General features: G+C 68.8%; 27 protein-coding genes. 12 read left to right on the top strand and 15 right to left on the bottom strand.

All coding sequences use genetic code 11. The features are described 5' to 3' along the window. Positions 1 to 224: 224 nt before the first annotated feature. Positions 225 to 929 (top strand): transcriptional repressor LexA, encoded by a 705-nt coding sequence (gene lexA / locus ACSUZC_RS10585; RefSeq protein WP_439032733.1) that lies wholly within the window; start codon positions 225 to 227, stop codon positions 927 to 929. Here lexA and ACSUZC_RS10580 read toward each other — a convergent pair. Next, on the bottom strand, positions 907 to 2,628 hold the full coding sequence (locus ACSUZC_RS10580; protein ID WP_439032732.1) for a phosphoenolpyruvate--protein phosphotransferase: 1,722 nt from the start codon (positions 2,626 to 2,628) through the stop codon (positions 907 to 909). The genes lexA and ACSUZC_RS10580 overlap by 23 nt on opposite strands. Before the next feature lie 150 nt (positions 2,629 to 2,778). Here ACSUZC_RS10580 and ACSUZC_RS10575 point away from each other — a divergent pair, with 150 nt between their 5' ends. From ACSUZC_RS10575 to ACSUZC_RS10560, 4 genes are all read left to right on the top strand, one after another. Continuing rightward, complete coding sequence (locus ACSUZC_RS10575; protein ID WP_439033083.1) at positions 2,779 to 3,549, top strand: DeoR/GlpR family DNA-binding transcription regulator; 771 nt, start codon at positions 2,779 to 2,781, stop codon at positions 3,547 to 3,549. Further along, a complete protein-coding gene (locus ACSUZC_RS10570) occupies positions 3,546 to 4,511 on the top strand; it encodes a 1-phosphofructokinase family hexose kinase (RefSeq protein ID WP_439032731.1) in 966 nt (321 codons plus the stop codon). Before ACSUZC_RS10575 ends, ACSUZC_RS10570 begins: the two co-directional genes overlap by 4 nt. A gap of 138 nt (positions 4,512 to 4,649) precedes the next feature. Then, positions 4,650 to 6,758 carry a PTS fructose transporter subunit IIABC gene (locus ACSUZC_RS10565; RefSeq protein WP_439032730.1) on the top strand — a complete coding sequence of 703 codons (2,109 nt, stop codon included), beginning with the start codon at positions 4,650 to 4,652 and terminating at the stop codon, positions 6,756 to 6,758. A 99-nt stretch (positions 6,759 to 6,857) separates the two neighbouring features. Further along, the gene (locus ACSUZC_RS10560) at positions 6,858 to 7,118 is read left to right on the top strand and encodes an HPr family phosphocarrier protein (RefSeq protein ID WP_238419184.1); all 261 of its coding nucleotides are present in this window, start codon (positions 6,858 to 6,860) and stop codon (positions 7,116 to 7,118) included. Positions 7,119 to 7,148: 30 nt separating this feature from the next. On the opposite strand, the gene hflX is transcribed toward ACSUZC_RS10560, so the two are convergent. The 4 genes from hflX to ACSUZC_RS10540 are packed head-to-tail and all read right to left on the bottom strand — an operon-like array spanning position 7,149 to position 11,247. Then, positions 7,149 to 8,591, bottom strand: coding sequence for a GTPase HflX (hflX, locus tag ACSUZC_RS10555; RefSeq protein WP_439032729.1), 1,443 nt, complete (start codon positions 8,589 to 8,591; stop codon positions 7,149 to 7,151). A gap of 52 nt (positions 8,592 to 8,643) precedes the next feature. Beyond that, positions 8,644 to 9,552 carry a diaminopimelate epimerase gene (dapF, locus tag ACSUZC_RS10550; RefSeq protein ID WP_439032728.1) on the bottom strand — a complete coding sequence of 303 codons (909 nt, stop codon included), beginning with the start codon at positions 9,550 to 9,552 and terminating at the stop codon, positions 8,644 to 8,646. Positions 9,553 to 9,562: 10 nt separating this feature from the next. Continuing rightward, positions 9,563 to 10,483, bottom strand: a complete 921-nt coding sequence (gene miaA, locus ACSUZC_RS10545; RefSeq protein ID WP_439032727.1) for a tRNA (adenosine(37)-N6)-dimethylallyltransferase MiaA — start codon at positions 10,481 to 10,483, stop codon at positions 9,563 to 9,565. Beyond that, on the bottom strand, positions 10,480 to 11,247 hold the full coding sequence (locus tag ACSUZC_RS10540; protein WP_439032726.1) for a hypothetical protein: 768 nt from the start codon (positions 11,245 to 11,247) through the stop codon (positions 10,480 to 10,482). Before ACSUZC_RS10540 ends, miaA begins: the two co-directional genes overlap by 4 nt. 212 nt (positions 11,248 to 11,459) lie before the next feature. Here ACSUZC_RS10540 and ACSUZC_RS10535 point away from each other — a divergent pair, with 212 nt between their 5' ends. Next, positions 11,460 to 12,827 carry a DUF349 domain-containing protein gene (locus ACSUZC_RS10535; RefSeq protein ID WP_439032725.1) on the top strand — a complete coding sequence of 456 codons (1,368 nt, stop codon included), beginning with the start codon at positions 11,460 to 11,462 and terminating at the stop codon, positions 12,825 to 12,827. Positions 12,828 to 12,876: 49 nt separating this feature from the next. Here ACSUZC_RS10535 and ACSUZC_RS10530 read toward each other — a convergent pair whose 3' ends face one another. Then, on the bottom strand, positions 12,877 to 13,530 hold the full coding sequence (locus ACSUZC_RS10530; protein WP_439032724.1) for an Rv2732c family membrane protein: 654 nt from the start codon (positions 13,528 to 13,530) through the stop codon (positions 12,877 to 12,879). Between the two features lie 20 nt (positions 13,531 to 13,550). Continuing rightward, positions 13,551 to 15,086, bottom strand: coding sequence for a tRNA (N6-isopentenyl adenosine(37)-C2)-methylthiotransferase MiaB (gene miaB, locus ACSUZC_RS10525; protein WP_439033082.1), 1,536 nt, complete (start codon positions 15,084 to 15,086; stop codon positions 13,551 to 13,553). 134 nt (positions 15,087 to 15,220) lie between these two features. On the opposite strand from miaB, the gene ACSUZC_RS10520 reads away from it, so the two are divergent. From ACSUZC_RS10520 to ACSUZC_RS10505, 4 genes are read left to right on the top strand one after another with little or no spacing between them, the layout of a single operon-like run. Further along, on the top strand, positions 15,221 to 15,949 hold the full coding sequence (locus tag ACSUZC_RS10520; protein WP_439033081.1) for an amino acid ABC transporter ATP-binding protein: 729 nt from the start codon (positions 15,221 to 15,223) through the stop codon (positions 15,947 to 15,949). 1 nt (position 15,950) lies between these two features. Beyond that, positions 15,951 to 16,982 (top strand): glutamate ABC transporter substrate-binding protein, encoded by a 1,032-nt coding sequence (locus ACSUZC_RS10515; RefSeq protein WP_439032723.1) that lies wholly within the window; start codon positions 15,951 to 15,953, stop codon positions 16,980 to 16,982. 16 nt (positions 16,983 to 16,998) lie between these two features. Continuing rightward, the gene (locus ACSUZC_RS10510; protein WP_439032722.1) at positions 16,999 to 17,676 is read left to right on the top strand and encodes an amino acid ABC transporter permease; all 678 of its coding nucleotides are present in this window, start codon (positions 16,999 to 17,001) and stop codon (positions 17,674 to 17,676) included. Continuing rightward, positions 17,673 to 18,563, top strand: a complete 891-nt coding sequence (locus ACSUZC_RS10505) for an amino acid ABC transporter permease (protein WP_439032721.1) — start codon at positions 17,673 to 17,675, stop codon at positions 18,561 to 18,563. The genes ACSUZC_RS10510 and ACSUZC_RS10505 overlap by 4 nt, the downstream gene beginning before the upstream one ends. A 47-nt stretch (positions 18,564 to 18,610) precedes the next feature. Here the strand turns inward: ACSUZC_RS10505 and ACSUZC_RS10500 are convergent, their stop codons facing one another. The 7 genes from ACSUZC_RS10500 to pgsA form a co-directional block, all read right to left on the bottom strand. Beyond that, positions 18,611 to 19,162 (bottom strand): regulatory protein RecX, encoded by a 552-nt coding sequence (locus ACSUZC_RS10500; protein ID WP_439032720.1) that lies wholly within the window; start codon positions 19,160 to 19,162, stop codon positions 18,611 to 18,613. An 8-nt stretch (positions 19,163 to 19,170) separates the two neighbouring features. After that, complete coding sequence (gene recA, locus ACSUZC_RS10495; RefSeq protein ID WP_006436452.1) at positions 19,171 to 20,214, bottom strand: recombinase RecA; 1,044 nt, start codon at positions 20,212 to 20,214, stop codon at positions 19,171 to 19,173. 199 nt (positions 20,215 to 20,413) lie between these two features. After that, positions 20,414 to 20,608, bottom strand: coding sequence for a DUF3046 domain-containing protein (locus ACSUZC_RS10490; RefSeq protein ID WP_439032719.1), 195 nt, complete (start codon positions 20,606 to 20,608; stop codon positions 20,414 to 20,416). Beyond that, entirely contained in the window at positions 20,599 to 21,822 is a 1,224-nt protein-coding gene (locus ACSUZC_RS10485) for a glycosyltransferase (RefSeq protein ID WP_439033080.1), read from the bottom strand. Before ACSUZC_RS10485 ends, ACSUZC_RS10490 begins: the two co-directional genes overlap by 10 nt. Next, positions 21,822 to 22,637, bottom strand: coding sequence for a phage shock protein PspA (gene pspA, locus ACSUZC_RS10480; RefSeq protein WP_238419169.1), 816 nt, complete (start codon positions 22,635 to 22,637; stop codon positions 21,822 to 21,824). Before pspA ends, ACSUZC_RS10485 begins: the two co-directional genes overlap by 1 nt. A 106-nt stretch (positions 22,638 to 22,743) precedes the next feature. After that, positions 22,744 to 23,121, bottom strand: coding sequence for a helix-turn-helix domain-containing protein (locus ACSUZC_RS10475; protein ID WP_439032718.1), 378 nt, complete (start codon positions 23,119 to 23,121; stop codon positions 22,744 to 22,746). 83 nt (positions 23,122 to 23,204) lie between these two features. Then, positions 23,205 to 23,906 (bottom strand): CDP-diacylglycerol--glycerol-3-phosphate 3-phosphatidyltransferase, encoded by a 702-nt coding sequence (gene pgsA / locus ACSUZC_RS10470; RefSeq protein WP_439032717.1) that lies wholly within the window; start codon positions 23,904 to 23,906, stop codon positions 23,205 to 23,207. Between the two features lie 148 nt (positions 23,907 to 24,054). Between pgsA and ACSUZC_RS10465 the strand changes: the two genes are divergently transcribed. Further along, on the top strand, positions 24,055 to 24,570 hold the full coding sequence (locus ACSUZC_RS10465; RefSeq protein ID WP_439032716.1) for an amino-acid N-acetyltransferase: 516 nt from the start codon (positions 24,055 to 24,057) through the stop codon (positions 24,568 to 24,570). A 2-nt stretch (positions 24,571 to 24,572) separates the two neighbouring features. Beyond that, the gene (locus ACSUZC_RS10460; RefSeq protein WP_238419165.1) at positions 24,573 to 24,857 is read left to right on the top strand and encodes a YciI family protein; all 285 of its coding nucleotides are present in this window, start codon (positions 24,573 to 24,575) and stop codon (positions 24,855 to 24,857) included. Positions 24,858 to 24,881: 24 nt separating this feature from the next. Here ACSUZC_RS10460 and ACSUZC_RS10455 read toward each other — a convergent pair whose 3' ends face one another. Beyond that, the gene (locus tag ACSUZC_RS10455) at positions 24,882 to 25,916 is read right to left on the bottom strand and encodes a TerC family protein (protein WP_439032715.1); all 1,035 of its coding nucleotides are present in this window, start codon (positions 25,914 to 25,916) and stop codon (positions 24,882 to 24,884) included. Positions 25,917 to 26,099 lie beyond the last annotated feature (183 nt).

Here is a 26,099-nt window from a genome sequence, read left to right as displayed (position 1 = left end):
CGATGCTTGCGGGTTCGCGGTGTCGGTGTTGCTCATGTGGTTCGAACATCGATCAGGTGTTCGATGCACTGATGTTCGAATTTGTAGCACGGCACTCCGACAATGTCTCGCGACACATCGAACAAATGTTTGAGGTGGAGGTTGCACTCCGCTAGGCTCGGTCCCGGACAACGACAGAAACAATGCCTTCTACCAGCACGTTCCGAAGACGAGAGGAACCGAACATGAGTGACACCGGCGATAAGCGCGGCCGAGCGCGGGGCGCCGAGAATCAGGTCCCGGTCGACGTCGCCGCCGCCGAGGCCTCACTCACCCCGCGCCAGCGCGGGGTGCTGGAGGTGATCCGCCGGTCGGTACGCGAACGGGGATATCCGCCCAGCATCCGCGAGATCGGTGACGAGGTCGGTCTCAACTCCACCTCGTCGGTGGCCCATCAGTTGCGGACCCTCGAGCGCAAGGGGCTGCTCAAACGGGACGCCAACCGCCCCCGTGCGGTCAACATCGCACCCAACGACACGCCCTCGCCCGACACGCCGGCCACGAGCCGACTACCCGAGCCGACCTTCGTGCCGGTCCTCGGCCGCATCGCCGCGGGCGGACCGATCCTCGCCGAGGAAGCCGTCGAGGACGTGTTCCCACTCCCCCGCGAGCTGGTCGGCGAGGGGTCGCTGTTCCTGCTGCGCGTCGTCGGCGAGTCGATGATCGACGCCGCGATCTGCGACGGCGACTGGGTGGTCGTCCGGCAGCAGAACGTGGCCGACAACGGAGACATCGTGGCAGCCATGATCGACGGCGAGGCCACGGTCAAGACGTTCAAGCGTCAGCGCGACAATGTCTGGCTGATGCCGCACAACGAGTTGTTCGACCCGATCCCGGGGAACGACGCCGTCATCCTCGGCAAGGTCGTCACCGTGATGCGGCGCGTCTGACCTCGTCGTCGGCGGATACGCCGACCGCGCCGTCGAGTACCGCGGCCGCCGCCACCCGGGCCGTCGCGGGATCGGTGGCGGCCAGTGCCGCATCCGCCGCCGCCCGGCACGCCTCGCCGGTGACCTCGCCGAGCCGGGCCCCGACGGCCGCCGAGGCGACCGGCGCGCTCGACAGTGACGTGACGCCCAAGCCGACGAGCACGCACGCAAGGTTGGGATCGGCTGCCGCCTCGCCGCACACCCCGACGGGTTTCCCTTGATCGCGTCCCGCGGCGGCGACCGAGGCGATGAGGTGCAGCACAGCGGGCTGCCAGGGGTCGGTCAGCGCAGCCAGATCGGCCGACATCCGGTCGGCCGCCATCGTGTACTGGGTCAGGTCGTTGGTCCCGATGGAGACGAAGTCCACCTCCGCGAGGACGGCCTGCGCGAGTATTGCCGCCGCCGGCACCTCGATCATCACACCCGCCACCAGTCCGCGTCCCCGAACCTCCGCGGCGAAGTTCGCGGCCTCCGCCGGTGAGGCGATCATCGGCGCCATCACCCATGGTGCGACGTCCGTTCCCGCGGCGGCCTGTGCGATCGCGTCGAGCTGGTGAGTGCGGATCTCGGGGTGCGCGAGCGCGATTCGATCACCGCGGACGCCGAGGGCGGGGTTCGCTTCGTCAGGATGTCGCACGAACCGTAGCGGCTTGTCCGAACCCGCGTCCAGAGTCCGGATGACGACCTTCCGACCCGCGAACGCGTCGAGCACCTCGCGGTAGATTCCGGCCTGCTCGTCGATCGACGGCTCGTCGGATCGCTCGAGGAACGCCAATTCGGTGCGGAACAGCCCCACGCCCTCCACCGGGTGGTCGCCGGCCGCGCGCGCCGACGCACCGTCGGCGACATTCGCGAGCACCGAGATCGCGACACCATCGGCGGTGGCCCCTGGTCCGGACCAGCCTGCGACGAGTTCGGCATGCCGCCGATGTTCGGCGACGCGATCGCGTGCCATCTCGACGTCGGGCTGCAACTCGACGGAACCGGTGTTCCCGTCGACGAGGACCGGCGTGCCCGCTTCGACGTCGGACAGTCCCGACACCGCGACGACGCACGGAATGCCCAGCTGACGGGCGATGATCGCGGTGTGGCTGGTGGGCCCGCCCAGGCGCGTCACCAGAGCGGTCGTCAAGGCGGGGTCGAGGCCGGCGGTGTCGGCGGGGGCCAGATCGTCGGCCATCAGCACCGAGGGCACCTCCGGGGTCGGCACTCCCGGTTCGGGCAGCCCCAGCAGTTCGGCCAGCACCCGATCGCGCACGTCGTTGAGGTCGGTCACCCGTTCGGCCATCAACCCACCGAGCTTGGTGAACACCGCCGCGAACTGTTCGGTCGCCGCAACTGCCGCCGCCTCGGCCGATGAGCCCTTCGCGATGAGGCCCTTGGCCGCCCCGACCCAGCCTCGGTCTTCGGCGAGGCCCGCGGTCGCGGCCAGCACCTCGGCGGCGGCGCCGGTGTTCTGCGACGCGCGCTCACGCAGGCGGGTGGCGACAGCCGATGCCGCACCGGCGAAGCGCGACGCCTCGTCTGCTCGACGGTCGTCGGCGATCTCGACCCCGACACCGAGCTTCTCGGGTGAGTGGTCGGGCCGCTCGCCGGGCCAGAGGGCCGGGCCGTACGCAAGTCCACCGACCACCGGTGTCCCTGTGAGGATCTGCGCCATCGTCGTACCTCTCACTCGAATGTCGATGTGACCACCGTTACAAAAAGTTCTTGACTTGTCAACACAAACAGGCGTAAACACAATTACTACAACATGCAATCCCACATGCATCAACAATCGGGGTTGCCGAGACCGTGGATCGGAGCCGGTGTGTACGCCGAGGAGAGACAGCAGGCCATCGTCGACGAGGTCCGTGTCGCGGGACGGGCCTCCGTTGCAGCGCTCGCGGAGAAGTTCGACGTGACGAGCGAGACCGTCCGTCGTGATCTCGCCGTACTCGAGCGGGCCGGGCATCTGCAGCGCGTGCACGGCGGTGCCGTGCGAGCCGAGGTGATGCGCGTCATCGGTGAACTCGGCATCGACGAACGCGAGTCCAGTCAGATCGAGCAGAAGGCGGCGATCGGCCGCGCCGCGATCCGATTTCTCCCCCCCGACGGCGGTTCGGTGCTGTTCGACGCCGGGACCACCACCTATCGCGCCGCCGAGGCCACGGCCGGTGACCGCAACCTCACCCTGATCACCAACAGCCTGCCGATCGCCGGCCTCCTCGCAGGCCGGCATCCCGAGGGCCTGCACGCACTCGGCGGCCGGGTGCGCGGCCTGACCCAGGCCACCGTCGGCGCCGAGACCGTGGCCGCCATCCGCCGGGTCCGCGTCACCACCGCCTTCATCGGCACCAACGGGCTCAGCGAGGCACACGGGCTGTCCACCCCCGATCCCGACGAAGCAGCCGTGAAGGCGGCGATGGTGGGTGCGGCGCAGCGCGTCGTCGTGCTCGCCGACAGCTCGAAGATGAACCGGGAGGAGTTCTCGTCGTTCGCGGGTGTCGACGACGTCGATGTCCTGATCACCGACGCCGGCATCGATCCCGCGTTCTCCGCGGCGTTGTCGGCCCGCGGCGTCGAGGTCGTGATCGCATGATCGTCACCGTCACCGCGAACCCCAGTGTGGACCGCACCCTCGAACTGGCCGCACCTCTCGCCCGCGGCGAGGTACAGCGAGCCGGCGTCGTCCGCGCCGAACCCGGCGGCAAGGGCGTCAACGTGGCCCGCGTGGTCGCGGCGGCCGGGCTCGCGACCCGGGCCCTGCTCCCGGCACGGGCCGGCGACGCGTTGCTCACCTCACTCGACGCCCTCGGACTCCCCTACGACGCGGTACCCGTGGACGGAGAGGTCCGCTCCAACATCACCATCGCCGAGTCCGATGGCACCACCACCAAGATCAACGCACCGGGTGTCCCCCTCGCGGCCGCCGACCTCGACGCGCTCGTCGGACTGATCCGCGCACAGGCCGGGGAGGCGCAGTGGGTGACCCTGTGCGGCTCGCTGCCGCCCGGGGTGCCCGACACCTGGTACCGGACGGTCGCCGACGAGCTCGCACTCGCCGGGTGCCGGGTGGCGGTGGACACCTCGGGCGCACCGTTGCGCGCTACGGTCGACGGTCGCGTCGACCTCATCAAACCGAACGAGGACGAGCTCGCCGAGCTGACCGGTGCCGATCCCGCACATCTGCGAGACGCGCTGCGCCGCAACGATCTCGGGCCCGTCGTAGAGGCGGCGTCGACGGTCACCGAGCGCATCGGCGGCAGCGTCCTCGCCACCCTCGGGGCGGCGGGCGCGATCCTGGTGACCGCATCGGGAACATGGTCCGCGACACCGCCGCCCATCCTGCCGCGCAGCACCGTCGGCGCGGGCGACTCATCGCTGGCCGGCTTCCTCATCGCGCAGACGACCGGCGCCGCACCCGCGGACTGCCTGCGGCACGCGGTCGCCTACGGCGCCGCCGCCGCCGCACTCGCCGGAACACAGGCACCCACCCCCGACCACCTCGACCTGGACGGCGTCGTGGTGACCGAACTGTCGGGAGCCGCCCGGATGACCTGACGGCACAACCGAACCCGCGCACCTCTGACCGCATCTCACCCAACGCATCTCACCCGACGAACCCACCCGACTGATCCCACCCGACTGATCCCACCCGACTGATCCCACCCGACTGATCCCACCCGACAAGGACATCCCATGACCGAGCAGATCATCACCGCGCAGACGGTGAGTCTCGACGTCGACGCCGGCGACGACCCCGCCGCCGTCATCACGAACCTGGCCGACGCACTCGCCGCGGCCGGCCGGACCACCGACCCCGCCGACCTCGCCCGGGCCGCGCTCGATCGGGAAGCGAAGTCCGCCACCGGACTTCCCGGCGGTATCGCCATCCCCCATGCCCGCACCGCATCGGTGACCACGGCCAGCCTGGCGATGGCACGGCTCTCCCGCAAGGTCGACTTCGGCGCCCCCGACGGACCGGCGGACCTGGTGTTCCTCATCGCCGCGCCCGAGGGCGGCGCCAGCGCGCACATGAAGCTGCTCAGCTCCCTCGCACGATCGCTCGTCCGGCCCGACTTCGTCACCGCGCTGCGCGAGGCGGAGACCTCCGACCGCGTCATCGAACTGGTCAACGAGGCCGTCGACCCCGCACCCGCGACCCCGGCCGCCCCGAAGGCACCGGCGGCCGGAACAGCGCCCCTGGCGACGGAGAAGTCACCGGCACCGACTCCCGCGACCGGAGCGGCCACGGCCGCCGGAGGCACCGCGGACGACACCCCGAAGCCACGGATCGTCGCCATCACCGCATGCCCCACCGGCATCGCGCACACCTACATGGCCGCCGACGCACTCAAGTACGCGGCCGAGCGCGCCGGGGTCGAGTTCGCCGTGGAGACCCAGGGGTCCTCGGCGACCACCGCCTTCGATCCCGACGTGATCGCCTCGGCCGACGCCGTCATCTTCGCCACCGACGTCGGGGTCAAGGGCCGCAACAGGTTCTCCGGCAAACCCGTCATCGCCTCCGGCGTGAAACGCGCCATCAACGAACCCGACGCCATGATCGCCGAGGCGGTGGCCGCGGGTCGCAACCCGAACGCGGCGCGCGTCTCCGGCGACGGAGTCGATGCCGACTCCGCGGACACCGCATCGTCAGGGGTCGGACTGGCCGGTCGCACCCGCCAGGCACTGATGACGGGCGTCAGCTACATGATCCCGTTCGTCGCCGCCGGCGGACTCCTCATCGCACTCGGCTTCCTGCTCGCCGGCTACGAGGTCGCCAACACGACCCTCGACGACGGCGGCACCCTCAGTGACGGCGCCTTCATCGCCCTGAACAACAGCCTCTGGGATCTGCCCTCCGGCGGGCTCCTGCAGTACCTCGGCTCGGTGAGCTTCGCGATCGGGTCGGGTGTGATGGGACTGGCGGTGCCGGTTCTGGCCGGGTACATCGCATTCGCCATCGCCGACCGGCCCGGCATCGCACCCGGTTTCGTGGCGGGCATCGTCTCGCTCGCGGTCGGCGCCAGCTTCATCGGCGCGCTGATCGGCGGCCTCATCGCCGGCGCCGTGTGCCTGTGGATCGCGCGAATCCCATTGCCCCAGTGGGCACGTGGGTTGATGCCGGTGGTCGTGATCCCGCTGTTCGGCAGCATGATCGTCGGTGGACTGCTCTACATGGTCCTCGGCAAACCCCTCGCCTGGCTCGCCGACCAGATGAACAGCGGCCTCGAGAGCATGTCCGGTGGATCAGCGATCGCACTCGGCATCGTGCTCGGGCTGATGATGTGCTTCGACCTCGGCGGACCGGTCAACAAGACCGCGTATCTCTTCGCGACGGCGGGCATCGCCGACGCCGCGACCGCGGGCACCGCTCAGTATCAGATCATGGCCGCGGTCATGTGCGCCGGCATGGTCCCGCCGCTGGCTCTCGCGTTGGCCACGGTCCTGCGTCCCGGGCTGTTCACCGAGCCCGAGCGGGAGAACGGCAAGGCCGCCTGGCTTCTCGGCGCGTCGTTCATCTCCGAGGGCGCCATCCCGTTCGCCGCGGTCGACCCGTTCCGCGTCATCCCGTCGATGATGGCCGGTGGCGCCCTGTCCGGCGCTCTGATCATGGCCTTCGGTGTAGAACTGCGAGCTCCCCACGGCGGCATCTTCGTGTTCTTCGCGATGAACAACTGGGTGCTGTTCCTGGTCGCGCTCGTCGCAGGCACCGTGTTGTCGTCGGTGCTGGTGATCGCCGCCAAGCAGGTGCACCGCAGTCGCGACGCCGTAGCATTCGACGAACTCGACGCCGTCGCCGCCTGAGTCCACGCGCCGGTCGGCGCCACCGACCGGACGCACCCGTTCCGACATCTGACCACTGCCACACCGACAAGCCGAACCCCACATCCTGAAGGAGTCCCCATGCCCAGCACCACCGCCACCGTCGGATCCGCCGTCGGCCTGCACGCCCGCCCCGCGACGATCATCGCCGAAGCGGTCGCCGACACCGGCAACACGGTGACACTCGGCCTCGAGGGCGCCGAGCCCGTCGACGCCGGATCGGCTCTGATGATCATGACGCTCGGTGCCGAGAAGGGCACCCGCGTCGTGGTGACCGCCGACGATCCGGGCACGCTCGACGCCATCGTCGCGCTCGTCGAGAAGGACCTCGACGCCGACTAGACCGGTCCGAAGCTCAGGCTCGCCCTGAACTCACACCTGGAGGTCCGCGATCTCGCCCGCGAAAGCGGCCGGGACGCGGACCTTCATCGTCGTGCCCGACTCGGTGTGCTCCGACGAGATGATCTCGCCCTCACTGTGGATCCGGGACACGACGTCGCCGCGGTGGAAGGGCACATCGATCGTGAGCTCGACATCCTCGCGCCCCACGAACTCGCGTACCCGACCGAACAGCTCGGGCAGTCCCTCACCGGTTCGCGCGGAGATGAACACGGCGTCCGAGCCGAGGGCGCCGCGCAGTTCGGTGAGCCGGTTGCCGTCGATCGCGTCGATCTTGTTGATGACCAACAGCTCCGGCGGGGCGGTGACGCCCTCCTCGGCCACGATCTCGTTGATCACCTGTCGAACTGCCGAGATCTGTTCCATCGGAAACGCATCCGCGCCGTCGACGACGTGCAGGAGCAGATCGGCGTCGACGACCTCCTCGAGCGTGGACCGGAAGGCCTCGACGAGTTGGGTCGGGAGGTGGCGGACGAAGCCCACGGTGTCGGTGAAGACCACCGCGCGTCCGTCCTCCAGAGTCGCCCGCCGGGTCGTCGGATCGAGGGTGGCGAACAACGCGTCCTGCACGAGGACGCCCGCACCGGTCATCGCGTTGACGAGACTGGACTTACCGGCGTTGGTGTAGCCGGCCACGGTGATCGTCGGGATCGAACTGCTCTTGCGCGCAGCCCGTTTCGTCGTTCGCGCCTTCTTCATCCCGCGGATCTCGCGACGCAGCTTGGCCATTCGCTCCCGGATGCGACGGCGGTCGGTCTCGATCTTGGTCTCACCGGGACCACGCAGCCCCACGCCGCCGTTGCTGCCGGCGCGGCCACCGGCCTGACGCGACATCGACTCACCCCAGCCGCGCAGACGCGGCATCATGTATTCCATCTGGGCGAGCGAGACCTGCGCCTTGCCCTCCCGGGAGGTGGCGTGCTGGGCGAAGATGTCGAGGATGAGGGCGGTCCGGTCGATGACCTTCACCTTGACGACCTTTTCCAGCGCATTGAGCTGGGCGGGCGTGAGCTCGCCGTCGCAGATGACGGTGTCGGCGCCGGTCGACACGACGATCTCGCGGAGTTCCTCGGCCTTGCCGCTACCGATGTAGGTCGCCGGATCGGGTTTCGAACGACGTTGGATGACGGCGTCGAGGACCTGCGATCCCGCGGTCTCGGCGAGGGCGGCCAGCTCGGTCATGTTGGCTTTGGCCGCGGCCGCACTGCCCTCGGTCCACACGCCGACCAGGACCACTCGTTCCAGCCGGAGCTGCCGGTACTCGACCTCGGTGACGTCGGTGAGTTCGGTGGAGAGTCCCGCGACGCGCTGCAGTGAGGCGCGCTCGGAGAGTTGGAGTTCACCGGTGGTCGGGTCCGCGGCGTGCGGGACGTCGAAGTCTGCCGGCGACATGATGTGTTCTCGTGATTCGGTCATACGAGATCCATGGTCTCATGTCCGGCGACCGGCAGGCACCTGAATATCGAGCTCAGCGATCCCAGCCGGCACGGAGCTCGCCGTCGGCGACGAGCATCGACGGTCCGCGCAGGGTGGAGCCGTCGGGACGGATCGTCACGGTGACCTCCCCGCCGGGGATTCCGATCCGCAGTTCACCCGACTCCGCACCGCGCGAGTCGAAGGCCGCACGCGCGGCCGCGACCAGCCCCGTCCCGCAGCTACGCGTCTCGCCGACGCCGCGCTCGAACACCCGCATGTGCGCGGTCAGCCTTCCATCGGGTCCCTCGACGGGAGGCGTGAGCAGCTCGACGTTGGCGCCGTGCGGGAAGTCCTCGGCCTCGATCGTGACCCCGGCCCCGAAGTCGACGGCGGCGAGATCATCGGCGGTCATGTCCGCCACGACGCAGGCCAGATGCGGGTTGCCCACGTCCACCATGGCCCCGGGGTAGATGTCGTCGCCGATCCGGACGACCGACGAGCCGTCGAGGCGCGCGACACCCATCTCGACGGTCACCTCGGCATGTACGTCGTCGAAGGAGTGGATGGTGACCGGGCGTGCACCCGCCCGCGAGCCGACCGGGAACTGGTCGGTGTCCACGAGGCCGGTCGCCCGGACGAAGTGCGCGAAGACGCGGACGCCGTTGCCGCACATCTCGGCCACGGATCCGTCCCCGTTGCGGTAGTCCATGAACCAGTCGTCGGGCGCGACGCCGTCGGGCAGCGCGTCCAGTACACCGCGGGAGACCAATGCGCCCGACCGCGCGACGCGCAGCAGCCCGTCGGCACCGATACCCCGCTGACGATCACAGAGCGCGGCGACCATCTCGGCGTCGAGGACCAGCTCCGCGTCGGGGTCGGCGAGCACCACGAAGTCGTTCTGGGTGCCGTGACCCTTGACGAATCGCAGGTCGGCGGCGGGACGGATCGGAGCAGAGGTCACGGTCGACAGCCTACGGGGCCTGCCGTTCCACGGCCCGCAGTGCTCGGTCGAGGAGGCCGGGCTCGCCGGCGTCGAGCCAGATCGCCCGATGATCGCGACGGAACCACGACCGCTGTCTGCGCACGTACCGGCGTGTGCCGATGAAGGTGAGCTCCTCGGCCTCGGCCAGGTCGTACTCGCCGTCGAGGGCGGCGAGAACCTGCTTGTAGCCGATGGCCTGCGATGCCGTCCGCCCCGCGCGCAGGCCGCGATCACACAGCGCCGTCACCTCGTCGACGAGCCCGGCCTCGAACATCATCCGGGTACGGCGGCGGATTCGCTCGTCGAGTTCGTGGGTGTCCCGGTCGAGCGCGAGAATGATTGTCCCCCAGCGGGGTTCGCCGATCTTCGGCTGGGACGCCGCGAACGGTGCGCCGGTGAGTTCGACGACCTCGAGCGCCCGGACGATGCGCCGACCGTCGGTGTCGAGGATTGTGGCGGCGGCAGCCGGGTCGACCGAGGCGAGCATCTCATGCATCCGCCCGACACCGAGCTCCTCCAGCATCGAGTCGTAGCGCGCGCGGACCGTCGGATCGGTCGCCGGGAACCGCCAGTCGTCGAGAAGTCCCTGGATGTACATCATCGAGCCACCGACGATCACCGGCACGCGGCCCGCGGCGCGAAGACGGTCGACGTCGGCGCGGGCCGCCTCCTGATAGCGCGCGACCGTCGCCACCTCGCCGACGTCCAGCACGTCGAGTTGATGGTGCGGGATACCGCGGCGCTCGTCGACCGGGAGCTTGGCCGTACCGATGTCCATACCCCGGTACTGCTGCATCGCGTCGATGTTCACGATCTCGCCGCCGAGCCGTTCGGCGAGGTCGAGCGCGAGGTCGGACTTGCCGCCCGCCGTGGGGCCGATGACCGCGACCGGCGTTGGTGAACTCCTCATCGGGCCCCGCCCCCGGCTGATCCGTCACCGACGGCCCAGGTGGCGACGAGATAGCCGACGCCGAAGGGCGCCTCGGCGAACGTCAGGAACGGCCGCACGAGTCGGTCCCCGACGATGCCGGCGGCAACCTGCCAAGCGGGTCGGCCACCGACGCCCTCGGACTCGCAGTCTCGCGGGTCCAGCTCGGCGAGTGCCGTCGTGTCCGCGGAGGCGAGCGCCGCGACGATCGACGAGTTGAGTGCCACCGCGGACTCCCGGCGCCCACCGCCGGGAGCCTTGTCGGTGAGTGCCGTCGATCCGTCCCCGACGACCAGCACCCCGATCCGCTCCGCCGAGTTGATCAGCGCGGCACCCAGATCCGCCCCGATGGCGAGACAGTCGGCCGGTGCCGTCGCGGCGCCGACGCTGCACACAGTCAGCGGACCCAACGACGCGCACCCGGCGATCCACCCCGCGATGAGGACCGACAGACTCATCCGCCTGCCGGCACCCGAGGTCGGTCCATCGATCGTGACCGGCTCGCCGACGGTGACCGCCACGTCGACACCGAACCTCGCGAAGGTCCCTCGGGCCGGCTCCGCGATCAGGCCGGGGGTCGCGTCGTCGGCCGTCCCGACCATGATCCAGCGGTCGACCCCGGCGGCGACGCCCGTCACCGCCTCCAGGGTTGCGCGCCGCACCGGGTAAGTGTCGTGTGCCCCCGGCCCGGCCACCTCGGGTACCAGCAGAGGAGCACTCGGTACGAAGACGACGGCGGCAAGCACACCACGACGCTAGTCGACTCCCCCGGCACCGACATCGGGCGAACCCGCTGCGGAAGCGGCCAACTCGGCGTGCGCGCCACATCGACAGGCCTGAACTGCTTGAATGGATCCGTACTGTCGACGCTCGCCCGCGCGTAGGATGCCGGGCGAGAATCGACCCAGCGACCGGCAGCCGTGACGCGCGGCACCACTGAGCGGCAGGACACGTGCACATGACCAACCCCACCGACCCGTCACCGGCCTCCCAGCCGGCTCCCGCAGCCCAGTCCGGTCCCCGACCGGGTCCCAAACCCGGACCGCGTCCCAAGCCCGGCCCCCGGCCGGGCGCCACGCATGAACCGGTCGTGACCCACATCGTCGCCGGCGACCCGCACCGCTACGGGCGCATCGACGAGGCCGGGGTCGTGTGGCTCAAGACCGCCGAGGGCGAGCGAGAGATCGCTTCGTGGCAGGCGGGCACCGTCGAGGAGGGGTTGGCCCACTTCGGTCGGCGGTTCGACGACCTCGCCACCGAGGTCGAGATCCTCGAGGAGCGGTTGTCCGCCCGCTCGGGGGACCCGCGCAAGGCGCAGGGCGCGGCCAGGCAACTGCTCGACGACCTGCCCAATGCACATGTGATCGGTGATGTCGCGGCACTCGCGCGCAGGCTCGAGGCGATCGTCGGCAGCGCCGACGAGGTGGCCGAGACCCTCAAGGCCGAACGTGAGAAGACACGGTCCGACGCCATCGCCCGCAAAGAGGCGCTGGCCGCCGAGGCCGAACAGATCGGCGCCGAGGCGACCAACTGGAAGAGTGCGGGCGACCGGCTCCGGGAGATCCTCGACGAGTGGAAGTCGATCAAGGGCGTCGACCGCAAGACCGACGACGCGCTGTGGAAGAGGTACGCGAAGGCGCGTGACGCGTTCAACCGCAGGCGCGGCGCCCATTTCGCCGAACTGGACCGGGAGCGGGCCGGCGCCAAGGAGCGCAAGGAAGCCCTCATCGCGCGGGCCGAGGAGCTCTCCGGATCGACCGACTGGGGTCCGACGTCGGCGAAGTTCCGTGAACTGCTGGGTGAGTGGAAGGCGGCCGGCCGCGCGCCGCGCGACACCGACGAAGCGCTCTGGCAGCGGTTCAAGGCCGCTCAAGACGTGTTCTTCGGCGCCCGCAACGCCGCGACCTCCGAACGAGACGCCGAGTTCGCCGCGAATGCGACGGCCAAGGTCGCCCTGCTCGATGCCGCCGAGAAATCCATCGATCCGGCCGCCGACCTCGAGGCCGCCCGCCGCGAGTTCCGGAACTTCCGGGAGCAGTGGGACGAGCTCGGCAAGGTACCGCGCGACCAGATGCAGAGTCTCGAGGCACGCGCACGAGCTCTCGAGAAGCGCATTCGCGACGCCGAGGACGCGCAGTGGCAGCGAACCGATCCCGAGGCGATGGCGCGCGCGGCGCAGTTCGCCGATCGTGCGGCTCAGCTCGAGGATCAGGCCCGCAAGGCCGCCGAACGGGGCAAGGAGCGCGACGCGGCCAAGCTGCGCGACCAGGCCGCGCAGTGGCGCGAGTGGGCCGACGCCGCGGAGAACGCGATCACCGACCGCTGAGGCCCGACGCCCGGGTCCGACCTCTCGGGCCCCACCGGCAACAGTCCGATCAGGGCTGCTGCGGCTTCTTCTGGTACAGCGCGGACGCATAGGCGTCCTGTTCGGCGGCCTGCCGGCGACGTTCGGCTTCGACGGCCAGGTGGTAGGAGCTGCGGGCCCACACCACGCGCGACCAGTGGAAGGTCAGCACGAAGACCGAGATCCACCCCAGCACGAGGCCGATACCGACACCGGACGGTGGCTCGACTCCGCCCACACCCGGGGTGTTGCGTGTCCACCATGCGAGCATTCCCGCCACACAGGCGATGGCGCAGCCGCACAGTGCGATCCACGCGAGGACCCAGCGACGGGTCAGCAGTGCCAGCATCGACACCACGATCCCGAAGATGGTGACGAGATAGACGAAGATCTTCGACACGATGGTCACGCGCTCGGCGGCGGCCTCGGGAGCGAACGTCAGCACCTCGAGGCCGGTCACGGATCCGGTGTGCGGCAACACCATCGACACCATCGCGGCCACCACGGCAACAGCCACCACCACGGCTCGCGCACCCGGGTCGATCTCGCCGGCCACTCGACGCTCGGCCTTCCGCAGGTCACCTTCGTACTGCTCGAACGCCGACTGCTCGGCTGCGGACCCCTGCGGCCCCTCGGCGTCGGCCGCCGAGCGTCGCGGATCCGGTGTGGTGTCGGACATGGTCATCGCCTCACTTCGTGATGTGGTCAGTTACCGCACGCGCTGCCGCAACCGGCGTCGGCGGTCGGCAGGGGCGCGGGGACACCCACGGCGGGGAGTCCGAGACCGACGCCGACCGGCCCGGTGGTGGGGGTACGACTCTGTTCGTGCGCATCGCCGGCGCGGGTGCGACGGTGCGTGATGATCCCACCGTCGGCGATCAGGTGATGCGGAGCGGCGTCAGTGAGCACGGTGTGCACCACGTCGCCGGGTCGGATTCCGCCGGCCTCACCCGCCGCGAAATGCACGAGTCGGCCGTCGCGGGCGCGACCGGTCATGCGCCGGGTCTTCGCCGACTTGCGGCCCTCGTCGGCGACGACGAGCAGTTCCACCTCGGTGCCGATCAGTGCTTCGTTCTCCGCGAGGCAGATTCGCTCCTGTAGCGCGATCAGGCGCTGATACCGGTCGGCGACGACCTCGGCGGGCACCTGGTCGGTCATCGTGGCGGCCGGTGTTCCGGGACGCGGCGAGTACTGGAACGTGAACGCGCTGGAGAACCGCGCCCGTTCGACGACGTCGAGGGTGGCCTGGAAATCCTCTTCGGTCTCCCCCGGGAACCCGACGATGATGTCGGTGGTGATGGCCGCGTGCGGCATCGCGTCGCGGACCTTGTCGAGGATGCCGAGGAACTTGGACTGCCGGTAGCTGCGGCGCATCGCGCGCAGGACGCGGTCCGAGCCCGACTGCAGGGGCATGTGCAGCTGCGGGCACACGTTGGGGGTCTGCGCCATCGCCTCGATGACGTCGTCGGTGAACTCCGCCGGATGCGGCGAGGTGAACCGCACCCGCTCGAGTCCCTCGATGTCGCCGCACGCGCGCAGCAGTTCGGCGAAGGCTCCTCGATTGCGGGGCTGTTCCGGGTCGGCGAAGGACATGCCGTAGGCGTTGACGTTCTGACCGAGCAGCGTCACCTCGACGACCCCCTGGTCGACGAGGGCCTGCACCTCGGCGAGCACCTCGCCCGGCCGCCGGTCGACCTCTTTGCCGCGCAGCGACGGGACGATGCAGAACGTGCAGGTGTTGTTGCAGCCGACCGAGACCGACACCCAACCCGAGTACGCGGAGTCACGCTTGGCGGGCAGGTTCGACGGGAACCGCTCCAGGGCATCGAGGATCTCCACCTGCGCGGCGTCGTTGTGGCGGGCCCGATCCAGCAGCGCGGGCAACGAACCGATGTTGTGGGTCCCGAACACCACATCGACCCACGGCGCCTTCGACAGCACCGTGTCCTTGTCCTTCTGCGCCAGGCACCCGCCGACGGCGATCTGCATCCCGGGGCGGTCCGACTTGACCGGGGCCAGATGCGACAGATTCCCGTACAGCTTGTTGTCGGCGTTCTCGCGGATCGCGCACGTGTTGAACACGACCAGGTCTGGGTCGTCGCCCTCGGCGGCGCGGACGTACCCCGCGTCCTCGAGGAGGCCGGCGATGCGTTCGGAATCGTGGACGTTCATCTGGCAGCCGTAGGTCCGGACCTGGTAACGCCGGGCGGCTGGTGCTGCCTGCTCAGGCCGATCCGACAACTCGATACTCACTCCTACGAGGGTACGGGGCGCAGGCAAATCGCCTCCCACAGGTCACCCGGATCCAGGTCGGCGGATAGGGTTTCCCAATGACCATTTCGCCGAGCAAGTCCGCGGACCCAGGGTCCCAGCCGATGATCGCGATGCGGGGGGTGCAGAAGTACTTCGGGTCGTTGCACGTGCTCAAGGACATCGATTTCGAGGTGCCGGCGGGCCAGGTCGTCGTGGTCCTCGGCCCGTCCGGGTCGGGCAAGTCGACGCTGTGCCGCACGATCAACCGCCTCGAGCCGATCGACGACGGCGAGATCCTCGTCGAGGGCGCGGTGCTGCCGGCCGAGGGCAAGGACCTGGCGCGCCTGCGCGCCGACGTCGGCATGGTCTTCCAGTCGTTCAACCTGTTCTCGCACAAGACAATCCTCGAGAATGTGACGCTGGCACCCACCAAGGTGCGCAAGAAGTCGAAGGGCGAGGCCTCCAAGCGGGCACTCGAGCTCCTCGAGCGCGTCGGCATCGCCAGCCAGAAGGACAAGTACCCGGCGCAGCTGTCGGGTGGACAGCAGCAGCGGGTGGCGATCGCCCGGTCGCTGGCGATGGACCCGAAGATCATGTTGTTCGACGAACCGACCTCGGCGCTCGACCCGGAGATGGTCAACGAAGTGCTCGACGTCATGGTCTCTCTCGCCAAGGAGGGCATGACGATGCTGGTCGTCACCCACGAGATGGGGTTCGCCCGCAAGGCCGCGGACAGGATCATCTTCATGGCCGACGGGGCGATCATCGAGGACTCCGAGCCGGAGACCTTCTTCGACAACCCGCAGACGGATCGCGCCCGCGATTTCCTCGGCAAGATCCTGGGGCACTGACATGAGACAGGTGACCCGTCCCGCCGCCGGAACGAGGGCTCGTGGGCCGCTACGGACGGCGGGGCTGGTCGTCGCCGTCGGCGCGCTGCTCGCCACCGTCCTGTCCGCCTGCGGCAGCACCGAACCGCGCAACCTGATCGATTCGATCCGCGACGGTTCGGTCGTCCTGGGAGTCAAGTTCGATCAGCCCGGCCTGGGCCTCTACGAACCCGACGGCAACGTCGAGGGTTTCGACGCCTCGGTGTCGAGGTACGTCGTCGACCACATCGCCGACGAGCTCGGCGTCCCGCACCCGGAGATCACATGGCGGGAGACGCCCTCGGCTCGGCGCGAGGCCATGATCGACAACGGCGAGGTCGACCTCATCGCCGCCACCTACTCCATCAACGCGGCCCGCTCGAAGAAGGTCTCCTTCGGCGGCCCGTACCTCGTCACCTACCAGGGCCTCATGGTGCGAGCCGATGACGACACCATCGACGAGCTCGCCGATCTCGACAAGGGCAAGAAGCTCTGCTCGGTCACCGGCTCCACCCCCGCCCAGAACGTCAAGGCGCAGCTGCCCGCCGTTCAGCTCCAGGAGTACGACTCCTACTCGGCCTGCGTGGAGGCCCTGCGTCGAGACAAGGTCGACGCCGTGACCACCGATGAAGCGATCCTCGCCGGATACTCCAACTTCTGGGAAGGCGAGTTCAAGCTCGTCGAGATGACGTACCTGAAAGACGCGTGCGTCAAGGATGCGCTGAAGACCGCCGGGAGCCCGTTCTCCACCGAGCGCTACGGCGTCGGGCTTGCGCTCGACGACACCGCCTCCGTGGACGCCGTGAACAAGGCACTCGACGCGATGCTCGCCCCCGCCGTCGGTGGGGAGTCCGCCTGGAACGCCGCACTACGCGAAGCCCTCGGCAACCCCTACGTGGACGAGATCATCGCCCGCGCGGACCGGCCGGATTCGAAATTCCCCTACCGGCCCGACCCCGGCGACCTGACGTTCCTGGATTCGCCGTCGACGCCGTGCCCGCCCGGGCTCCAGTGAGGAACGAGAACAATCGATGAATGACGTCTCTCTGTGGGAGAGCATGGGCCCCGAACTGTGGCCCGCCTTCTGGGTGACCATCCAGTTGACCTTCTACTCCGCGATCGGCTCGCTGGTCTGGGGCACCGTCCTCGCCGGCATGCGCGTCTCCCCGGTCCCGGTGATGCGCGCCTTCGCCGAGGTCTACGTGAACATCGTCCGCAACACACCGCTCACCCTCGTGGTGCTGTTCTGCGCGATCGGCCTCTACCAGAATCTCGGGCTCACGTTCGCCCCGACGATCGAGTCGAACAACTTCTGGCTCGCGGTTCTCGCCTTCGTCCTCTACACCTCGACGTTCGTGTGCGAGACCCTGCGCTCGGGCTTCAACACCGTCCCGATCGGGCAGGCCGAGGCGGCACGGTCCCTCGGGTTGTCGTTCACCCAGGTCTTCGGTGTCATCGTGTTGCCACAGGCCATCCGGTCGGTGATCGGCCCCCTCGGCAGCGTCTTGATCGCCCTGACCAAGAACACGACCGTCGCGTCGGTCATCGGCGTCGCCGAAGCAGCTGCCCTGATGAAGACCGAGATCGAGACCTTCTCCGATCAGCTGTTCGTCATCTTCGGCGTCATCGCGGTCGGGTTCATGATCATCACCCTCACCGAGGGCGCCGTGTTCGGCTACCTCGCCAAGCGACTGGCGGTCAAACGATGAGTGCTGACGCAACCGTCCTCTACGACGCCCCCGGCCCCCGCGCCCGCGCCCGCAACCGGCTCCTGGCCGTCGCGTTCGTCGTCGTCCTCGCCGCGATCGCGATCTATGTCATCACCGTGCTGGCGGCCAACGATCAGTTCACCGGCGAAAAGTGGTCACCCTTCGTCACGTGGAGCACGTGGACCGGCTACATCCTGCCCGGGCTGTGGCGAACCCTCACCGCCGCAGCGGTGTCGATCGTGCTGTCGCTGCTGCTCGGCGCCGCCCTGGGCATCGGCCGTCTGTCCGATCATCTGTGGGTACGGACGCTGGCGGGGCTGTTCGTCGAGGTCTTCCGCGCCATCCCGGTGCTGATCCTGATGGTGTTCACCTGGTTCCTGTTCGCGATCTACGGCATCTTCCCGTCGTCGGCGCTGGCCTTCGCCGCCGTCGTCACCGGCCTGACCCTGTACAACGCCTCGGTGATGGCCGAGATCCTGCGATCAGGGATCAATTCGCTGCCCAAGGGGCAGACCGAGGCGTCGATGGCGCTGGGTCTGCGCAAGAGCCAGATGATGCGCATCGTCCTGCTCCCCCAGGCGATCACGGCCATGATGCCCGCGCTCATCTCGCAGATGGTCGTGGCCTTGAAGGACAGTGCACTGGGCTACATCATCGGATACTCCGAGGTGGTGCGCAGTGGACTGTTGTCGGCCTCGCGGTATGGCAACTACATCCCCGCACTGATCGTCGTCGCCGTCATCATGATCCTCATCAACTTCGGTCTGTCGACCTTCGCGACCGCTCTCGAGCGGCGGCTCCGGCAGGGACGCCGGTCGTCGGCGCCCCCCGCCGATCCCGAGGCGACCGAGCTCGCGGCGTCGGAGAATCTGCCGACCGGACGGTGACAGGGGTGAAGTGCGACAGGGCCTGAAGTGCGACAGGCGTGAGGTGCTCAGCCGCTGCTCTGCAGCGCGTTGAGCGCCTCACCCACCACGTCGAACGCCAACGATTGAGAGTACCCGCGCCGCACCAGCATTCCGACGAGACGCCGCATGGCCTTGTCGCGTTCTGCCCGGTCACCGGCGACCCGTTCGGCCATCGACGCGGTCAGCTTGCGCTCCACCAGTCCGGCCGCGATCTCGCGCTCGCCGGCGGGATCGATGTCGGCGAGAGCCTCGGCGATGACGGACTCGTCGACTCCCTTGGTCCGCAGTTCGTGCCGGAGCGCGACGCGCCCCTTCCCTGAGTTGAGGTGCCGGGAACGGACCCACTCGGACGCGAACTCCTCGTCGTCGAGGAGACCGTGCCCGTCGAGCCGTTCCATCACGTCGTCGACGGTGTCAGCGTCGAAACCCTTGCGACTCAAGCGGTCACGCATTTCCTGCCGTGAACGCGCACGGACCCCGAGGAGTCGCAGTGCCGAGTCCCATGCGCTGGGTCCCTTCCGGTCGGAATCTTTCTCCCGACGCGGCCGCGTCTTCTCGGGGTCCGGTGCCTCGCCCAAAGCCAGCCTCAGAACTCCACCGGGGCGGGTGCGATGTCGTCGGCGTCGACCGTCGCGCCGATACCGAGCTTCTCTTTGATCTTCTTCTCGATCTCGTCGCGGATGTCGACGTTCTCGAGGAGGAACTTGCGGGCGTTCTCCTTGCCCTGCCCGAGCTGATCACCCTCGTAGGTGAACCACGATCCCGACTTGCGGATGAAGCCTTCGGCGACGCCCATGTCGATCAGCGAGCCCTCCTTGCTGATGCCCTGGCCGTAGAGGATGTCGAACTCCGCCTGCTTGAAGGGCGGGGCGACCTTGTTCTTGACGACCTTGACGCGGGTCCGGTTGCCGACCGCGTCGGTGCCGTCCTTCAGGGTCTCGATACGACGGACGTCGAGGCGCACCGACGAGTAGAACTTCAATGCCTTACCGCCGGTTGTGGTCTCGGGCGAACCGAACATCACGCCGATCTTCTCGCGCAGCTGGTTGATGAAGATCGCGGTGGTCTTCGACTGGTTGAGCGCGGAGGTCATCTTGCGCAGCGCCTGGCTCATCAGGCGTGCCTGCAGACCGACGTGGCTGTCGCCCATCTCGCCCTCGATCTCGGCCTTCGGGACGAGCGCTGCGACCGAGTCGATGACCAGGATGTCGAGTGCCCCGGATCGGATCAGCATGTCCGCGATCTCCAGTGCCTGCTCACCGGTGTCGGGCTGGGACACCAGGAGCGCGTCGGTGTCGACACCGAGCTTGGCGGCGTAATCGGGATCGAGCGCATGCTCGGCGTCGATGAACGCCGCGATGCCGCCCAGCGCCTGCGCGTTGGCGACCGCGTGCAGGGCGACCGTCGTCTTACCCGAGGATTCCGGGCCGTAGATCTCGACGACTCGGCCGCGGGGCAGACCGCCGATGCCCAGGGCCACATCCAGGGCGATCGAGCCGGTCGGGATGATCTCGATGGGCTGACGGGTCTCTTCGCCCAGACGCATCACCGAGCCCTTGCCGAAGTTCTTGTCGATCTGCGCGAGGGCCAGGTCGAGGGCCTTCTCACGGTCTTGGGGCGCGGGTGCCATGGCAGTTCTCCTCGGTTGCGGGCCGGATTTCCGGCGGGCGGTCTGTGCGGTCCGGGCGTTCATGTGGTGAAAGGTAGCCGGTGGGTCCGACAACTCTTCAGACGCAGGTGCGGTCCGTCAGGTTCCATCGAATCCGTTCGATCTGGCACCAGGATGAACGAACACCTGTTCGATGGCAAGTGCGACACGCGGGCATGCGTCACCAACGATGACGCGGCACGTCGAAGTCGCGACAGATGGCGATCCACACGTCGCGAGGGTCCACACCGTCGTCGATCGCCTGGGACCCGGTGCGCCCGCCGACGTCGATCAGGACGTGATCGGACAGGATCGAATCTGCTGCGGACACACCGAATTCGATGGTCATCAGCTCGGTGAACTCGGTCAGGCGCACGAGCCCAGCCTAGGTGACGCGGACGCGGCGGCGAACACGCGACGTACGACCGCCACCGGGTCCACCGTGTCGGCCACCGTGTCGCCGATCCCCCGCGCGGAATGGGCGAACGCCGGACCGTCGAGCACCTCCCGCACGGCGTCGGCGAGTCCGGCCGCGGTGACCGGGCGCACGACCCGGCCCGCGCCGGCGCGATCCACGCGGGTCGCGAGTTCCCACTGGTCTCCCCCACCGGGAACCGCGACCACCGGCACACCCGCCATCATCGCCTTGGCGAGGATGCCATGACCGGAACCGCAGATGAGCAGATCGGCGTGCGCGAGAACCTCGTCCTGCCGGCCCAGGCCGGATGTCAGCATGTCGGCGCCCGCATCGTCGCCGAAGCGCGCGAGGGCGGCGTCATCGGGCTGTCGGAGTCCCGAGACCACGACGCGGACCTGCAGTCCCAGCGAGGAGGCCGCGAGCGCCTCGAGCGCGACACCGATCATGTCGGGTGCGCCGGTCTGCGCGGTCGACGGCGCGAGGACGACGAGCGGTGCGTCGCCGACGGGCCGCCCGAACACCTCATCGGTCGGTTCCCACACCAGCGGGCCGACGATGTGGGTGTCCGACGGCCAGTCCGGGCGGGGGACCTCGAGGCCGGGCAGCGTGGCCACCAGCCGAGCCGACGGCTCCGGGTCCACTTCCCCGAGGCCGATCGTGCGCCGGGCATCTCGCCTCTGCCGCAAGCCTTTTCGGATCGACGACGCCGTCGCGGCCCGCATCAGGGTGTCCCGGAGCCGGCCTCGCACACCACGGCCCGGGGCAAGACCCGAGCCGATGGGCGGCAGACCCCGCGACGGAAGGTACAGCGGATGGGGCGACAATTCGACCCAAGGCAGTCCACACAGCTGGGCGGCCCACCCGCCCCCGACGGTGATCACATCGGACACGACGACGTCGGCTCCGGAGGTGCGCAGGTGCTCCGCGAGCGGCACCGCCATGCGGGCCGCCCGGTCACTGAGCTTGGCGCCCGCGTCGGTGTCGTCGTCGGCGTCCTCGGCGCGCAATGCGGGCAGCTCGGCGAGGTCGATGCCGCGGCGGCGTGCGGCCCGCGACCAGTCGAGCGAGGTGTACACCGTCGCCTCATCACCCGCGGCGGCGAACCGCTCGGCGAGTGCGAACGCCGGAAACGCGTGCCCGGCGTCGGACCCGGCGACTATCGCGACGCGGATCAGCCCTGCTGCGGGGGCTCGGTGGTGGGCGGCGCGGCCTGCGCTGCCGGCTTCTGCAGTCCGGGAGCGGCCGTACCGGCGGCCGGCAGTGCATCACCGCGCATGCTGGCACGGATCTGCTCGAGACGAGAGTGTCCGGCCATCTGGATTCCGGCCTGCTCGACCTCCTGCATGCGGCCCTGCACCGAGTTCTTGGCCAGCTCGGCCGAACCGAGTGCGTTCGCGTAGCGGCGCTCGATCTTGTCGCGGACCTGGTCGAGGCTCGGCGTGTTGCCGGGCACCGACAGCTCGCTCATCTGGTTGAGCGAGGCAGAGACCTGCTCCTGCATCTTGGCCTGCTCGAGCTGGCTGAGCAGCTTGGACCGCTCGGCGAGCTTCTGCTGCAGGATCATCGCGTTGCGCTCGACGGCCTTCTTGGCCTGGTCGGCGGCCTGCAGCGACTGGTCGTGCAGCGATTTGAGGTCTTCGACGCTCTGCTCGGCGGTCACCAGTTGTGCGGCGAAGGCCTCGGCGGCGTTGGTGTATTCGGTGGCCTTCTGGGTGTCGCCCGCTGCCGCTGCCTGATCGGCCAGCGTGAGTGCCTGGCGGGTGTTGGCCTGCAGTCGCTCGATGTCCTCGAGCTGGCGGTTCAGCTTCATTTCCAGCTGACGCTGGTTGCCGATGACCGACGCCGCCTGCTGCGACAGCGCCTGGTGCTGACGCTGCGCATCCTCGATCGCCTGCTGGATCTGGACCTTCGGGTCCGCGTGTTCGTCGATCTTCGCGTTGCCGAGTGCCGAAAGGTAGCGCCACAACTTCACGAACGGGTTCGCCATGCTCTTCGTACTCCATTCAGGGGTCTGAGAACTCTGCAGACCAATCTAGCGTCTGCCGGATCGCGATGAGACGGTGTCGTTCGGTCGGCTGTCGGGCAGTCGACCGTCAGGCCGCGGCGAGCGCTGTGGCGTCGCGGCGCGCCGAAGGTGCGGGGATCACGACCTTGGTCGCCGTCAGCCCGGCCTCGGCGGTCTGCGCGTCGGCGGATTCGCCCAGCGGCCCCGCGCCGACCACGACGGGTTCGGCACCGGCAGGTCGCATCGCGCTGCCGACTTCGAGGAGCAGATCGGCGATCTCCACGTCGAGGGCGTCGCAGATCGCGGCGAGCAGTTCGCTCGACGCCTCTTTCTGACCTCGCTCGACCTCCGAGAGATAGCCGAGGCTCACCCGCGCGCCGGTGGACACCTCGCGCAGGGTGCGACCCTGCTGTGTACGGACCCGACGCAGGCTGTTGCCGAGCGCCTCCCGTAAGAGCACCGCCATCGAGTCTCCTCTCTACTGCCCTACCCAACGCACCGCATCGCGGGTGGGTTCCCGCGGCACCGTCTGACCGACGATAGTCGAAGTCACCGACCGCCGCCGGTTCCTCCGACCGGACGCCGGGGCGTGGCCGCCGGCGCGGGAGCAGGCTCATCACGCTCGGACCGGACCTTGACCGCCTGCCACGTGTAGTCGAGCCCGGTGTAGATGGTCGCGACCACCGCCAGTCCCATGAGCACGTGGGCGGCGATCTGCCCCGGATCGCCGAGCGGGAGCAGGTACATGCCGATGGCGAGGGCCTGCAGCAGCGTCTTGAGCTTGCCGCCGCGGCTGGCCGGGATCACCTTGTGCCGCAGAACCCAGAACCGTAGCGCCGTCACCCACACCTCGCGGGCCACGATGACGACGGTGACCCACCACGGGAGGATGCCGAGGATCGAGAGTCCAACGAGAGCCCCGCCGATCAGCGCCTTGTCGGCGATGGGGTCGGCCATCTTCCCGAAGTCGGTGATGAGGCCGCGTTCGCGGGCGATGCGGCCGTCGTAGCGGTCGGTCAGCGCGGCGACCCCGAAGACGACGGTCGCGATGGACCGCCACAGTGTGGACTCCCCCGAGTCGATGAACAGCGTCACCAGGAACACCGGGACCAGGACGATCCGGAAGACCGTCAGCGCGTTCGCGATGTTGACCACCGGAACGGGGTCGACGGGGTCGGTGATGGGGTCGGGTCCGCGGCCGACGTTGGCGATGCCCTTCTCGTCGACCGCCCGCCTGATCCGGTCGGTCACGAGCACACCCCCGAGCGCGGCGGGGCGCCGCAGTTCAGGGCAATTCTCACGTGCACGCCCATCAGGGTATCGGCCGTCCGGCCGACCGTGGTGAACAGGTCGCCTCCGCACGGCGGCCGGACCTCCGACACGACTAAGGTGGGATCTCATGCCCCCCGTCGATCAGGTCGCGATCCGCCGCGCGCGCACGTCGGATGTCCCCCGGATCAAGGAACTCATCGACCAGTACGCCGGCAAGATCCTGCTCGAGAAGAACCTCGTGACACTGTACGAATCGGTGCAGGAGTTCTGGGTCGCCGACGTCGACGGCCTTGTCGTCGGATGCGGTGCGCTGCACGTTCTCTGGGCCGACCTCGGCGAGGTCCGCACCGTCGCGGTCGACACCGCACACGCCGGCCGCGGCATCGGTCATCTTCTCGTCGACCGGCTGATGAGCGTGGCGCGGGACCTGCAACTGTCCCGGGTGTTCGTGCTGACCTTCGAGACCGCGTTCTTCGCTCGTCACGGCTTCACCGAGATCCAGGGCACGCCCGTGACCCGCGAGGTGTTCGAGGAGATGTGCCGGTCGTACGACACCGGTGTCGCCGAATTCCTCGATCTGAGTTACGTCAAACCGAACACGCTGGGGAACACCCGGATGCTGGCAACCATCGAGCAGGAGTGACCATGCCCTACTTCGCCGTGCAGTACACCTACCGCCCCGCCAAGGCCGCTCTGCGCGACCAGCACCGCAAACTGCACCGGGAATGGCTGGGTGAGGAGAACAAGGCGGGCAACGTCCTCATCGCCGGGCCGTACCCCGACGGCTCGGGTGCACTGATCGTGATCAGCGCGGCCGACCTGGAGGCGGCGGAGGCATTCCTCGCCAACGATCCGTTCCAGGCCCACGAGGCCGTGGACGCGGTGCGGATCGACGAGTGGACGCAGGTGTTCGGGCCGTTCCCGGCGTGACCCGCGTCCACCCGTCGCGTCGACCTAGCGGTCGAGCGGCGTGGACCCCGCGTTCTCCGAACCGGAGGCGTCGGCATCCGGCTTCGACGCGACGCCGCGGCTCTTGATCAGGCTGGCCACCGTCGTGATCACCAGCACGCCGAGGATCACCGACAACGACAGCGGCGTCGAGATCTCGGGGACGCTGACGTGCTCGCCGCCGTTGATGAATCCGAGCGTGTTCTCGTGCAGGGCGTGGAGCACGAGCTTCACGCCGATGAACGCGAGGATGATGGACAGGCCGATCGACAGGTAGACCAGGCGGTCGAGCAGGCCACCGATGAGGAAGTACAGCTGGCGCAGACCCATCAGGGCGAACGCGTTGGCGGTGAAGACGAGGTACGGCTCCGAGGTGAGGCCGTAGATCGCCGGGATCGAGTCGAGCGCGAACAGCACGTCGGTGAACCCGATCACGATCAGCACCATCAGCATCGGCGTGGCGAGGCGCTTGCCGTTGACGCGGGTGAACAGCTTGTCGCGGTCATACGAGTCGTGGGTGCGCAGGTAGCGCTTGACGAAGCGTTCCAGGCGCGTCTCGCGCTCCTCCTCGTGCTCCACCGGATCGTCGCTCTCACGGAGCAACTTCACGGCGGTGAAGATCAGGAACGCACCGAACAGATAGAACACCCAGCTGTAGGCGTTGATCGCGGCAGCGCCGACCGCGATGAACAGACCACGCATCACCAGCGCCATCAGGATGCCGAGGAGCAGCACCTTCTGCTGGTACTCCTTGGGCACCGCGAACTTCGCCATGATGATGACGAAGACGAAGAGGTTGTCCACCGAGAGGGCCTTCTCGGTCACGTAGCCGGCGAAGTACTCACCGCCATACGTCGACCCCCATTGCCACCACACGAACAGGCCGAAAACGACGGCGAGCGAGATGTACACCGCCGACCAGATGCCGGATTCCTTGAGCGACGGTGCGTGCGGGACGCGCACATGGGTGAAGAAGTCGAAAACGAACAGTCCGACGATCACCGCACAGGTGATCAGCCAGACGGAGACAGAGACATCCACAGAATTCCTCCAGCAGGCAGCAACGGCTGACGAGCCAGAGGTCTCTCCCGCCGGACAGGGCGGCCGACGCTCCGGGCCCCGATTGCGACGATGATCGGCATCATCGCGGGTCGAGACCGTATTGACGGAGACGCCGCGTCGGGGATACTCCCCTCATGGATCTGCGGCCACCCTAATACACCC

It is taken from the genome of Gordonia terrae, from assembly GCF_051789125.1.
GTDB classification, from domain to species: Bacteria; Actinomycetota; Actinomycetes; order Mycobacteriales; family Mycobacteriaceae; genus Gordonia; species Gordonia terrae_A.
The sequence above is the reverse complement of the archived record's forward strand: the minus strand, read 5'-3'. Positions and strand labels throughout refer to the sequence as shown.